At 45.1% G+C, this 13,260-nt stretch carries 12 protein-coding genes and 1 tRNA gene; 2 read left to right on the forward strand and 11 right to left on the reverse strand.

The features are described 5' to 3' along the window. Positions 1 to 231: 231 nt before the first annotated feature. The 3 genes from F6K38_RS00750 to F6K38_RS00760 all read right to left on the reverse strand — a co-directional run bounded on the left by F6K38_RS00750 (position 232) and on the right by F6K38_RS00760 (position 3,923). On the reverse strand, positions 232 to 1,095 hold the full coding sequence (locus F6K38_RS00750) for an ABC transporter permease (protein ID WP_044492088.1): 864 nt from the start codon (positions 1,093 to 1,095) through the stop codon (positions 232 to 234). Positions 1,096 to 1,422: 327 nt separating this feature from the next. Next, a complete protein-coding gene (locus F6K38_RS00755) occupies positions 1,423 to 2,547 on the reverse strand; it encodes an ABC transporter substrate-binding protein (protein WP_008178466.1) in 1,125 nt (374 codons plus the stop codon). A 221-nt stretch (positions 2,548 to 2,768) separates the two neighbouring features. Next, positions 2,769 to 3,923, reverse strand: coding sequence for an ABC transporter ATP-binding protein (locus F6K38_RS00760; protein ID WP_287252429.1), 1,155 nt, complete (start codon positions 3,921 to 3,923; stop codon positions 2,769 to 2,771). Positions 3,924 to 3,959: 36 nt separating this feature from the next. On the opposite strand from F6K38_RS00760, the gene F6K38_RS00765 reads away from it, so the two are divergent. Then, on the forward strand, positions 3,960 to 4,088 hold the full coding sequence (locus F6K38_RS00765; RefSeq protein ID WP_267871969.1) for a hypothetical protein: 129 nt from the start codon (positions 3,960 to 3,962) through the stop codon (positions 4,086 to 4,088). A gap of 375 nt (positions 4,089 to 4,463) precedes the next feature. After that, on the forward strand, positions 4,464 to 6,242 hold the full coding sequence (gene mrdA / locus F6K38_RS00770; RefSeq protein WP_008178460.1) for a penicillin-binding protein 2: 1,779 nt from the start codon (positions 4,464 to 4,466) through the stop codon (positions 6,240 to 6,242). 212 nt (positions 6,243 to 6,454) lie between these two features. Here mrdA and ispE read toward each other — a convergent pair whose 3' ends face one another. The 8 genes from ispE to F6K38_RS00810 form a co-directional block, all read right to left on the reverse strand. Continuing rightward, positions 6,455 to 7,405: a 4-(cytidine 5'-diphospho)-2-C-methyl-D-erythritol kinase gene (gene ispE / locus F6K38_RS00775; RefSeq protein ID WP_008178458.1), complete on the reverse strand. Its 951-nt coding sequence runs from the start codon at positions 7,403 to 7,405 to the stop codon at positions 6,455 to 6,457. After that, a complete protein-coding gene (gene rsmA / locus F6K38_RS00780) occupies positions 7,374 to 8,222 on the reverse strand; it encodes a 16S rRNA (adenine(1518)-N(6)/adenine(1519)-N(6))-dimethyltransferase RsmA (protein WP_008178456.1) in 849 nt (282 codons plus the stop codon). The genes ispE and rsmA overlap by 32 nt, the downstream gene beginning before the upstream one ends. A 399-nt stretch (positions 8,223 to 8,621) precedes the next feature. Beyond that, positions 8,622 to 9,587, reverse strand: coding sequence for a CBASS cGAMP-activated phospholipase (locus F6K38_RS00785; RefSeq protein ID WP_008178450.1), 966 nt, complete (start codon positions 9,585 to 9,587; stop codon positions 8,622 to 8,624). A 37-nt stretch (positions 9,588 to 9,624) separates the two neighbouring features. Next, positions 9,625 to 9,990 carry a dihydroneopterin aldolase gene (folB, locus tag F6K38_RS00790; protein ID WP_008178448.1) on the reverse strand — a complete coding sequence of 122 codons (366 nt, stop codon included), beginning with the start codon at positions 9,988 to 9,990 and terminating at the stop codon, positions 9,625 to 9,627. 317 nt (positions 9,991 to 10,307) lie between these two features. After that, positions 10,308 to 10,979 carry a glycerol-3-phosphate 1-O-acyltransferase PlsY gene (gene plsY / locus F6K38_RS00795; RefSeq protein WP_287255867.1) on the reverse strand — a complete coding sequence of 224 codons (672 nt, stop codon included), beginning with the start codon at positions 10,977 to 10,979 and terminating at the stop codon, positions 10,308 to 10,310. A 221-nt stretch (positions 10,980 to 11,200) separates the two neighbouring features. Next, entirely contained in the window at positions 11,201 to 12,442 is a 1,242-nt protein-coding gene (locus tag F6K38_RS00800) for a DUF3086 domain-containing protein (RefSeq protein ID WP_287255865.1), read from the reverse strand. Between the two features lie 69 nt (positions 12,443 to 12,511). Further along, positions 12,512 to 12,949 (reverse strand): DUF3119 family protein, encoded by a 438-nt coding sequence (locus tag F6K38_RS00805; protein ID WP_287355898.1) that lies wholly within the window; start codon positions 12,947 to 12,949, stop codon positions 12,512 to 12,514. 198 nt (positions 12,950 to 13,147) lie between these two features. Next, positions 13,148 to 13,234, reverse strand: a tRNA-Ser gene (locus F6K38_RS00810). Positions 13,235 to 13,260: the final 26 nt, after the last annotated feature.

Genomic DNA, 13,260 nt, shown 5'->3' on the forward strand with positions numbered 1-13,260 from the left:
CTTGTTACTTGTTACTTGTTAATTAATTTTAAGTTTATAGTTAAAATTTTCCATTTTTATGAATGCAAACATTTTCTTTTGATAGGGATCCCTGTAGGAATTGTGAGAATTGTTGATCCGAATTTCTCTACTCCCTACTCCCTACTCCCTACTCCCTACTCCCTACTCCCTACTCCCTACTCCCTACTCCCTACTCCCTACTCCCTACTCCCTACTCCCTTTACTATAGTGCTAGGGCTGTGCTTTTGGATCACCATACTTAATCAAAAGTGCGATCGCTATACTCACCACCAAAATTAACATCATACTCAAAGCTGACCCAAATCCCCAGTTTTGAGTAGCTCCTAAAAACTGGTTATAAATCAATCTTGCTCCAGTCATACTCGATGCTCCCCCTAGCAATTCCGGATTAACAAAATCCCCTAATCCAGAGATAAATACCAGCAAAGAACCTGCAGCAATTCCTGGTAGAGTTTGGGGTACGGTTACCTTCCAAAACGTTTGATAGGGATTTGCCCCTAAATCTGCCGCCGCTTCTAACAAACGTTTGTCTAATTTTTCTATAGACGCATAGAGAATCAACACCATATATGGCAGAAAGCTGTAAGCCATGGCAATCAATACAGCAGCACTACGATTGAGCAAATCCAACCCTGGTAGTCCAAGACTAGTCAGGACTGTATTGAGAACCCCAGTCGGTCGCAGAATGGTAATCCAGGCATAAGAACGCAGTAGAGAAGATGTCCACAACGGTAAGATAAAACCAAGCAGCAGTAAATTTTGCCACCGCTTGGGTGCTAGCTGAGCAATCCAATAAGCCACAGGAAATCCTAGCAGAAGACAAATCACAGTGGTTCCCATGGCCAAAAAAAGCGATCGCCCTATCACTTGCAAGATTACTGGATCAAATACCCGCAAATAATTATCAATACCAGAGGGATTGACCACATCTCCTGGTCTAATGTTGGGTACCAAACTTAGTTCAAAAATGACTAGGGTTGGCAGCACCAACAACAAAGCTAACCATATACCTGCTGGACTGAGCAATCCTAGGGGTTCTAACCACTGCCATCGTAAGTGTCTCTTATCTTGCATAACTGGGGACTCAGCAATGTTATCAGTAACGCTTTCAGTGTTATTTATCATTAGTTATTAGTCATTAGTTATTAGTCATTATTCCAAGATATATACCATTTTTTAATAAAAATGGTATATTTGATATATAAATTGAAAACTATTCAAAATGTGCTTGATTCTTTAGGATTTTATCACTCTAATTCTTGGAATGTTATTTGTTATCTCTAGCAATTATCAATAGCGTTACGCTCTTTTTTAGAGGTATTTTGAATGGTATGTTTATTTCTGCCGTTCCGTACTAGTTTCCTAAACTTTAGGGTGTTAAAAAGGGCTAATTCCTAACTCCTAACCACTGGTCAACTTAGTCCAGTAGCGGTCATAAAGTTCGCTAACTTCGTCAACAGGTGCAAGACCTTCACAACGTTCTAACGCTGATGATTCTGGAAACAAACTTTGATCCTCTTGGATTTCACGGGACAATAGCTTAAAGGCTTTTTGGTTTGGTGTGGCGAAGCTCAAGCGTTCACAAATTTGAGCAGCAACATCTGCTTCTAACATAAAGTTAATCCAAGCGTAGGCACCCTCAAGATTGGGAGCTGTTTTAGGAATTGCCAAGGTATCGGTCCACAAGGAAGAACCGCTTTTCGGTAGCACATACTGCAAATCTGGGTTTTCTGCCATGATTTCAGCAGCATCCGAGGAGTAACACATCGCAATCCATAAATCCCCACTCAGAATTTGCGATCGCCAAGCATCAGAAGAAAATGAAGCAATACTTGGTTTTAAGTCCACCAACGTTTCATAGGCTTTTTTAATCTCCTGGGGATTGGTAGAGTTGTACGAGTAACCCAACATTTTCAAAGTGGCACCCATCACTTCTCGCACATCGTTGAGCAAAGTCATCCGTCTCGATAATTTGTCTTTATCTTGCCAAAGATAGCTCCAATCCTCCGGTACTTTAGATAGTTTTTTGGAGTTGTAAATCAAACCCGTTGTTCCCCAGCTCAGAGGAATACTGTGCAAATTGTTGGGGTCATATATAGGATTGAGGAACTTAGAAAAAAGTCGATTCATTCCGATGATGCGTTCAAAGTCCAGTTTGAGCAACAGATCCAACTCAACCATCTTCCGCACCATGTAGTCAGACGGGTAGATAATGCTATAGGCTCCGCCCCCAGAAGCCTGAAGTCGAGCAAGCATAGCTTCGTTGGAATCAAAGACATCGACTAAAGCTTTGATTCCAGTTATTTCGGTAAAGCGGTCTAGTAGCTCATCATCGGTATAGTTAGTCCAAGTGTAGATAAATAGTTTATTTCTGTCACCTGGTGAAGGAGGTGTTGGTTTCACCTTAGCTAGAGTCCAGCCACATCCAGACAGGGTTAGACCTGATAGGGTAGCGACAGTGGCTAGCTGTAAAAAGTTGCGCCTTGTAGGGCGTTTTAGGAATGATTGTCGATCCTTAGAAAGCACGATTGAAAAGGTTTAAGGTTGAGGTTTGTTGTTGCCCAGGCGTCCGAAGTAGGGTAGGTTTAATAAAGTTATTCAAAACCGATTACCGATTACCCATTACCCCAAAATGGATAGGATAATTAATCCACCAAAATTGATTTAGTAAACAACTAAAAATATCTGGCTTTCCTGAGCACTATTTTGCCAGCAAACTAGGCTCAAAAACTACCGAAATCTTTAAATTATTCCGCCAACACGCGACAATCCGTGGGTGCCCAACGAGCATAAATTGTCGTGTTAGGGTCTGGTAACTTGTTATTGGTGTTGGCAAGTATGACTCTGAGACAGTCGCCACTGAGTAACTCCACCACACATTGAATATGAGTACCCAGGTACATCGCGTGTTTGAGACGTCCTTCAAAGCAATTCATAGTAGTAGTAGTTGTTGTTACTGTTGGCGGGGAAAGACTCAGGCGAATTTTCTCTGGTCGTACACCTACTACAATATCCTGAGGATTAGAATTATCCAGGACTTCTCTAACGGATGGAGACTCAACCACAATCTTGATACCAGTCTTGGTGGTAATTTCGAGTGAGTCGGCATCGGACCGTTGCAGACGACCTTTAAATAAATTGGTATCACCGATAAAGTCCGCCACAAAGGTTGTCCGAGGATTTTCATAGATTTCTCTGGGGGAACCAACTTGCTCAATTTTACCTGCACGCATCACAGCGATACGGTCAGAAAGACTCATGGCTTCGTCTTGGTCGTGGGTCACCATCACAAAGGTTAACCCCAGGTCTTGATGGAGATTTGAAAGTTCCACCTGCATCTGTTTGCGCAGCTTGAAATCTAGGGCTCCCAAGGGTTCATCCAACAACAGCACCCCTGGCCGATTAACTAATGCTCTGGCTAATGCCACTCGTTGCTGTTGACCCCCAGACAGTTGAGGGGGATACCGATTCGCCAATCCCTCTAGTTTCACTTGTTTGAGGGCTGCTTTGACTCGTTCCTCAACCTCCAATGAGGGTAGCTTTTTTAGCCGTAGACCGAAGGCAATATTTTCGGATACACTCAGGTGATTGAATAGAGCATAACTTTGAAAGACCGTATTGACAGGTCGGCGGTGTGGTGGAATATGATTCATCGAGCGTCCCTGAATCATTACTTCCCCAGCTGAAGGCATCTCAAATCCTGCTACTAAACGCAAGGTTGTAGTTTTGCCACAGCCAGACGGACCAAGAATGCTAAAAAATTCTCCTTGACGGATACTTAAGTCAACACCACGGACAACGGTCTCGGTGTCGAACACTTTAAAAACCTTGCGGAGTTCAACATCAAGTTTAGCTGTAGTCGTAGCAGTCGGACGTGGTTCTTTAACAGTCGTTTGAAACATGGTGGTTATTTCAGCAGTAGTGATGCCCCCAGAGTCATGCCTCGTCTGTCTGCATCTGTGCAACACGGTTTCTCTCCTTGGGTTTATTTTATCCTCGAACCTAAAAATACTCCTGCAGTAGCTAAACAGATCTGCACTGATCCAGTAGCTGAGGTGCGGAAGTAAATTGCTGGGTATTAGGCTTGACTAGGAGGTATTAGGCTAATGGTAAGAGCTATTGAACAGGGGCAAATCAGAGCCTCCTTAATCAAGGATTTGGGGCGGCTGTAGGCTAACCGGTGTGGGCAATTAATCGGGCATGTTCCAATTTTGCTCACTACACCCGGTCACCGTAAACCCCATATCCAGTTTTAACCGACAAGCTTGGGGCGTGAGTCCTGTTGTTTTGTTGTCAATTGTCAATCCTTAATTCTTAATTGAAAAGGGGGACGTATTGGGAATCCAAGCCAATAGGTTACTGCATTGATCAGGTGACTATTCGCCTTAATTGCCCAATCCCGTGTTCTCCAAGTCCGATTCCCCATTCTCAGACCTCTCACGATGACATTAATTCAGCCTTCCTTATCTCCATTTGCAGTATATCGATCTAATTCCCGCACTGTCGGACGCAAATACCAATCCGTAGTGATTATGGTACTGATGAGCCTATTCTTGCTGGGGGGAATTGGTTCCCGTTTAGCTTATTTACAGCTAGTTCAAGGGGAACGCAACCAAAAGCTGGCAGAAAATAATCGGATTCGTCTGATTCCCAAGCCCCCTATACGGGGCAATATTTTTGACCGTAAGGGAAGAGTATTAGCTAGCTATCGGTTGTCTCACTCGGTATTTGTATGGCCGATGGTTCTTAGGCAGGAGCAATGGCCCCAAACTCGCAAACGCCTGTCCCAAATTTTGAAGATACCAGACGCTGAGATTCAAAAGCGTCTGGAACAAGCGGGCTATAACTCTCCTTACCTACTTCGGATTGCCCGTGGTGTTACTCCCGCTCAAGTTACTGCCTTGGCTGAGTACAGCAATGAATTACAGGGGATAGAGGTGGATATTGATGCAGTGCGGTACTATCCCCATGGGAAGCTATCGGCTCATGTTCTAGGTTATACTGGAGAGTTAGACTATGAAGAGCTGCAACGGCGTAAAGCGGACGGCTACCGCCTCGGTGATGTGGTTGGCAAAATGGGGGTGGAGAAGTCCTATGAGCATCTGCTACGGGGAGAATGGGGCGGTCAGCAAGTAGAAGTTGATGGTGCTGGACGAGTCGTCAGGGTTCTGGGTCAGAAACAGGCAAAACCGGGTAAACCTATCCATATAAGCATCGATCTAGACGTGCAGAAGGCAGCCGAGGCAGCATTAGGCGATCGCAAAGGGGCAGTCGTGGCTATAGACCCCAACACCGGTGCTGTCCTCGCAATGGTTTCTCGTCCAACCTTTGACCCGAATATTTTCTCGACTCGCATCACCTCAGAAACCTGGCGAAAGCTACAAGGCAGAGGGAATCCGTTTATCAACCGGGCAATGCGAGGGTTTCCTCCAGCCAGTACATTTAAGGTAGTCACGGCTTCGGCGGGTATGGAATCTGGTCGGTATTCTCCCAGAACTGTTTTACAGACTTATCCTTACCTTTATGTGGGTGGTCATGCCTTTGGGGAGTGGAACCGAGCCGGATTTGGTCCAATGGGATTTGTGGGTGCTATGGCTTGGAGCAGTAACACCTTCTTTGGTCAAATCGGTCGAGGGGTTGGGGGGAAAACCCTGATTGAATGGGCTCGTAGATATGGCTTTGGTGAAAAAACTGGTATTGAGTTATCTGGGGAATCCCGTGGTTTGATAGTGGATGATGCCTGGAAGCGGAAAAACTACAATTGGGGATGGACCGTGGGAGATACCATCAATATGTCTATTGGTCAAGGGTTTACCCTAGGAACACCCTTACAATCCTCAGTGATGTTTTCTGTAGTTGCCAATGGCGGCTATCGGGTTAAACCTCACTTGCTCAAGAACAATCAGGATGCCATCAAAGGGCGAGTGTCGATTAATATGAAGCCATCAACGATTCAAACCCTGCGCCGAGGATTGCGAGCTGTGGTTACTGGGGGAACAGGAGCGGCATTGAGGGTGCCAGAGTTACCTCCTGCCGCTGGTAAGAGTGGAACAGCAGAGGCTCCTCCTGGCAAAGCTCATGCTTGGTTTGGTGGTTTTGCACCCTATGATAAACCCGAGATTGCGGTTGTTGCTTTTGTGGAACATTCCGGCGGCGGTGGAGGTTCAGTGGCAGGACCGATTGTGCGCCAGGTGATGGAGGCTTATTTCAAGCATAATTAGTGATTGAAACTCTGGTTAGTCACTTTTGAATCAGGACTAACCACCATTTTTGAATTCAAAATGAATAGCTTGATAATTTTGAATTGTTGACACCGGATACAAGCCCCTATTTTTGAATTGGAGCGAAGCGATGTTTCAAACCCCCGAATTAATTCCTGGGGTATTTTTGAATTTTGAATTTATAATTTTGAATTGGAGCGAAGCGACTTGACTCAAGGTGTTGACATTATCTGAATTCCCTGAGTCGATAACTTGGTCACCCAAAATTCCAAATCTGGGTCAGTAATATCAATGCTTACTTTCTGTTGAATTTCCTGGGCTTGCTCCTGGGACTCGCACAGGGCAAATACCGTCGGACCGGAACCAGACATCATGGTTCCTATGGCACCGCTATTCTCAAAGGCTTTCCGTAGTTCCAAGACTTGGGGGTGATTGGGTAACACCACTTTCTCTAAATCATTGCGCAATAGTTTTCCGATCTTTCCCCCATCCTTATTGAGGATTTCCTTAACCATCGGACCACTATGAAAACGATTAGCACGGGATTCTAAGTCCTCAAGCTCCCGGATATAGGTTTCCCCAAACTGAGCCCGATAAGTCTGATAAGCCCAAGCAGTAGAAACCATCAGACTGCGGTATTTCCCCAAGACGACATATAGAGAATCCAGTCCCGGTAGGGCAGACAGCCGTTCACCTCTGCCCAGAGCTAGAGCAGTGCCACCAGCAAGGCAAAACGGCACATCCGATCCAAGCTGTGCTGCCAATTGTTCTAATTCCGGGTGGGTTAATCCCAATTGCCACAACATATCGATTCCTACTAACACAGCCGCTGCATCCGTGGAGCCACCAGCTAGTCCAGCGGCTACAGGAATTCGCTTGTGGATAGTAATTTCTACACCGCCCAAGTTAGCAAAATACTCAGGAAACTCCTCCCACATCAAGGCAGCTGCTTTATAAGCGAGGTTGCTTTCATCCGTTGGCACTTCGGGATGATGACAGTGGACTTTAATCTCCTGTGTACCAATGGCACGGATATCGATTTGATCAGCTAATTCGATGCTTTGGAGAATCATTGCGAGTTCGTGATAACCATCACCCGCATCACCGATGATTTCCAAATACAGATTGATTTTAGCTGGGGCATTTAGGGAATAAGAATGCATTCTTTATGGTGATCTGATTAGCTAGGGCTATCCATTGAGCAACACTAAGGTCTTCGGCTCGGGCTTGAGGGCTTATTTCTAATTGTTCCAGCAATTGGGTGATGCGATCGCGTTCAATTACAGATTTTAAATTATTGCGCAACATTTTACGTTTGCTGCCAAAGCCCAGTTTCAATAGTGTCTCTAAGCATCTGGGGTCAGAAGCTGGTGGTTCGGCTAGGCTCGGATGTAACCGCACGACAGCGGAATCGACCTTGGGGGGAGGAGAGAAGGCCGACCCAGGTACATCGCAAATCAATTCACATTCGGCGAGATACTGCACCCGCACTGATAATGCCCCGAATTGTCTAGAACTGGGTTTGGCATATAACCGCTGAGCTACTTCTTTTTGCACTAGCAGCACGATTAAATCAAACCCTGGCACAGCTGGCTGAGTAATGGTACCTAGTAACTTTTCCAGAATCGGACCGGTAATATTATAGGGGATATTGGCAACCACTTTATTAGGTTTTTGGAAATTGGAAAAGTTAGCTAACAAGGTATCTAAGTCTAGGGATAGAAAGTCCCCTTGCAGCAGTAAAAAATTATCTATTTTACCGAGTTTTTTAACTAATAATCGGCACAAGTCTCGATCAATTTCTACGGCCACTACAGACTGAACAAAAGGCAGTAAGCGCTGGGTAAGAATGCCAGTACCCGGACCAATTTCTAGAATGCGATCGCTTTTTTGTAAATTAGCAGCTGTCACGATTTGGTTCAGTGCCTCCTCGCTACGCAGCCAATGTTGAGCAAATTTTTTACGAGCTTTTAAGGTCATTGCCCAATTTTATAGCATTTCTCAATTCAGTACCCAATTGTTAAGCATATGCCCTACGCGCAGGCTACGCCAACAGCTATCAGCTCTCAGCTCTCAGCTTATGGGCTATGGGCAAGCTTATTGAGTAGGAAACCGTTAATAATAAAAGAGGTAAGCATTGGAATAATGCTGAGTTACGTCTTTAGAATAAAAGAGGTAAGCATTGGAATAATGCTGAGTTACGGAAAGCACCTCAATTAGCTTTGCCAACGGCCAACGGCTGACTGCTGACTGCTGACTGCTTACATCACGTCTAATCAGGTTTATCCCATAAATGTTAGTGTTTAATTAACCAGTAACAAGTAAGCAAGTTCCTTGAATTATCAGTAGTAAACCGACGAACAGGAGCTCAAAGGTTCATCAATTTATTTCCAGGAAGTTCTGGAACAAACCTTGGTTTTGCCAGGCGTAATTCTTGGCAACACGCTTTAACTGGGCAATATTGCTCCGAGTCGCATCATCCATTGTGTCATTAGTGATTTGCGGTTGTAGACGCAGGTAACGAGAAACTGTTGCATCCTCAGATTCTAAGCTACCGATCAACTCTTTGGTAATATACCGGTGAATGTCACAAGGAGCATCAAATAGCACTTCAATCAATCGTCCTTGCCATCCCCATTGTCCCAATCCCCAGCCTCTAGCTTTTTCCCAAGGAATGGGGCGGTTGGATTCTCCTGTGCCAATCGAGATGATAGAAATTTCCTTAAGGGAATGATTTAACCGGATCGCTTCAGCTAATGCACAGCTTGAGGGATTATTCGCCCCAACTCCACCATCAATCGCTGAGTAAGTCTTGCTTTGAGTCTTGAGCTGATGGGCTGGAAAATAGGTGGGGGCAGATGCGGAACAGACACAGGCTTCCCACAAGGGAACATGGAAATAATCTTTGTCTTCACGCCAGCTTTTAAATATAATCGGCATCCGACTCATAGTGTCATAGGCTGTGATCAACAGCCGAGGTGAATCGTAGATATCCGACAGCTTGGTCGTCCCAAACTGCTCTTTCATCACCTCAATTAACCCCTGATTGGAGTGTTTAGGAGCAGAAAGACCATACTTAAGGATAACCTTGAGCCGCTTTAGTGAAAAACGGCTGGTGTAGCGGAAAATTCTTTCCCCTTTCTGTTCATAAAGTTTAATCATCTCCCGGCTAGGGATGCCAGTGGCAATGCCGGCAGCCAAAATTGAACCAGTGGAGGTACCTGCAATTAAATCAAAATACTTGTTGAGGGGCTGGTTAATATCTTTTTCCAATTCTGCCAAGATTACTGCTGCAATAACGCCCCGAATACCACCGCCATCTAAGCTGAGTATGCGAAAAGTCATGATCCCCCTAAAAACCCACGATGTTGAATTAATCCTCCTAACTATTGTGACGGGTTCTAGTCACTTCCAGGGTGATCTTACCTCCAAAATCCGGAATTGGGGCACCAGGTTTGCTTAACTGCACCTGGACTTGCTGCACCTGATCGAATTCTAGGATCGCATTAGCAATTTGTACTGCCAATTTTTCGATCAGGGCACATTTTGAGGTTTTAACCAAATGCTTGACAGTATCAATAGTTTGCCGATAATCCATGGTATCGCTAAGGTCATCACTTTCTCCCGCAGGGCTTAGATCTAGCCACATGGTCAGGTCTACTTCAAACCACTGTCCTAGGGTCTGTTCTTCGGGTAGGTAGCCAGTGTAGCCGTAGCAGCGAATATTGCTTAGTTTAATACAGTCCATCATTATGTCAAGTTTTCCCTCATCTATGCTTTATCACCAAGGTAAACGATTGTCCTTAGCGCTACTACTTTGGGTTAATCGCTTTTCAAAGCTAATGTTTAAAAATTAGAATTGCTGGAGTCTTTTACCAGAATTGTTGTCTCAATTCAACCCCTAGCATACAAAGATATCTCTTGCTTGGCTTTCACGCTTCGCTCTATTGGTGCGCGTTCACGCTTGTCGGTAAACCCGACCGGGGTCGCACCGCTGCGTAAGTCCGCTCCTTTATTAGATTTCTACTCAAGCAATCCATGACCAGGGATTTGTGTTTAACAGTTCTAGTCTGTTCCAGTCTCTAAGGATACTGCTGGAGAAAGGGGTTTACCGATTTGGGGTTCGGTACCTGTAACTATACGCTGAATGTTACTGCGGTGACGGATGATGACATATATGCCAGCAGCAATACCAAATAACTCGTAGGCAAGAGGAGCTTTAGTAAGGTACATCAGCAGGGAAACAGCGATCGCACCAGCAATGGAACTGAGAGAGACAATACGAGAAATTGCCAAGACTACTGCAAATACACCTAAGGTTCCTAAGCCTACAGGCCAAGACATGGTGAAGATAACACCTATACTGGTGGCAACGGATTTACCTCCGGTGAAGTTTAGCCAAATGGATTTACTATGACCAAAGATAGCAGCAAATGCAGCCAATGCCACTAACCAGGGTTGCCAGGTTTCAGGCAGTAGGGAAACGTCTGTCAGGGTATAAAAGCCATTGACTAGACTAATAGCCGCTACTCCTTTCAAGGCATCAATCAGTAATACCACCACTGCTGGTCCTTTGCCCACAGTTCTCAATATATTGGTGGCACCAGTTGATCCAGAGCCATGCTCGCGAATATCAATATCTTTAAGCCAGCGTCCTGCTAGGTAACCAGTAGGCAGGGAACCTAATAAATAGGCTGAGATGACTAGTAGCCCACTCCAAGTTAAGTTAAGTACCATTGGTGTCATGTTGAAGATTGTGACAAGATCCGGCAAGAATTCCCCGATCACCACCGCGACGGGTAGCTCGGCTGTAACATTGCTAACTGTTTTGATGTAAAGCGCAAGTCGGGGAAACCCCCGTCGGAGCAACTACATCGATTTTTTAGTTCGCTGAACCTCCTGATTGGCAGCAGTTTCGCGCCTGTTTTGCTAAAATTAAACCCAGTCAACCAAGTAATTCAATAATCGTCGTAAGTATACATCTGCCGAGGATCAGGTGCAAAAGCCAACCATAGGGGAAATTGCAATAATGACAAACTGATCTTATCTTCGGTTTCGTCAACAATGATTAACGCTAACTTATCCCGCTTGATCAGTCGTTCCGCTTTTTGAACCAGGGCTATTGGATCTTCAAATAGAACAACTCCCCGTTCTGGACCAAAATCACTGCGGGAGATTCCGAGACAGTCCTGTAATCCTCTACGCCATTCTCCCAGTCGTTCTGGGGTGTTGGCCAGCACAAGAGTACTTAGGCGATTGTCATACAGTGTCCGCAACACGGATATAACCGCTGAGGCAATTAAAACATTTTGTAAGCGGCTCCCCATAGTTTGGAGGGCACCACGACCACCTTGGGAAAAAAACCACTGAGACACTTTTTCAGCGTGAATTGGCTCAAAGGTACGACGCAGTTGCCAGGGAGGACCATAATAATCTGGCATTTTTCGATATTGATCCAACAGCTGACGAATCTGTCGGACTTCCTCTTTAAATGCTTGTTCGGCAAATTTTGGGTTGCCTCTGGTCGGGGGTGGTGGTGCTTCTTCTAATTCTGACCGTGGTGCTTCGGTTGGTGGCTGGGAGAGTTCCAGTTGCTCAGCAGCAGCAGCTAGGTCTTGTAAAGAGCCAACCAAATAATCTTTAAAGCCTTGAACCCGAATGGCTAGCTCTTGAGATACACCCGCAAAACTGGTGCGCATTTCTTCACGAATGCGTTCCCGGCGGCGTTCTAGTTGCTCAATAGAAATTTGCAACTTTTGCTTGCGTTGCTCCAGTTCGGTCAGACCTTCAAGTACCATCCGCTCTACAACTGCTTCGGTGCTTCCCAATTCCTTTGAAACCAGTGACTGTTGATGGTTTTGCAGAGCGGCAATTCTCTGTCTCAACTCCTGTTCTTTTTGCTCCAGTTCAGCCACAGTTTGAGCTAAGCTAGCCATTTTTTTGGCTTGATCTGAAGACTGGCCTAGTTGAATTTCACTAACTTTATCCTCCTGCAGCGGCTCATTCGACTGTGTTGGTTTAGCTTTGTCATGGTCTGATAGGGTCAGAGAAATGGGAGGAAGGTCGGGAGCTTGAGAGTTATCCCTAGGAGTAGCCCTATCCTGATCTGGCCAATTTGACTCCTGTGAATTATCTAATCCCTTAACTGCTTGGTTGTTATCTTGCTCTTGTTCTGGGTTTTGTGGGTCTTCGGAATTCATTTAAACTGGTTTATTAATAACTTATTCATTAAATACCTAACCTCTACTCTATAATTTGAGGTATGTCAGTTATCCTTTAGGGAAGCGTTCTTCTAGGCAAGTTCGTAGCAGCTTTGGGTCAAATATAATTGGTAGAAAGTGAATGCTTTTGACTTCTGAAAAATAAAACAAAATCGGTACTGATCTCCAGAAGATTTCCCAATTTTGCCATTCTTGATAAGGAAAACGCCGGATCAGGGTCTCGGAGCGATAAATATCCAAGGCGGTTTCAGTAAATTGCAGGCGTATAGTTATGGCTTGAAACAACAAGAATAAGCCCAACAACGCGATCGGCGAAGCCGCGCCAAAGGCGATCGCCTTTGGCGCGGCTTCGCCGATCGCTAAACTCACCCAGGGTTGTATGAGCACTATTGTCACTGCAGCAATAATCAACACTATAGGAAGTGTGTAGCTTGGGGAGAGTTCAACAGTTAATGTCGATTTTGGAGAATAATCAGCAGAAGTCACTTGGCTTAAATCCCGAGCTGATAAAGATGAATCAATATATGAATATAATTTAATTCTAAGCCTATATTCCCAACTTCTTCGATCTTCCCAACTTCTTCGATGGGATTCTCTCGGATGACAGTTAGCTCATCTTACCTACTACCAGTATCTAGCACATTTATGAGTGAGATTAACCAAAAATTGAGTTAAATTACTGTACGGAGAGGGGGGGATTCGAACCCCCGATGGCTTTGACACCATAACAGATTTCGAGTCTGCCACCTTAAACCACTCGGACACCCCTCCATGATCTAGTCAAACCGCACCCCAGA

Source organism: Moorena sp. SIO3B2, assembly GCF_010692525.1.
Lineage (GTDB): Bacteria > Cyanobacteriota > Cyanobacteriia > Cyanobacteriales > Coleofasciculaceae > Moorena > Moorena producens.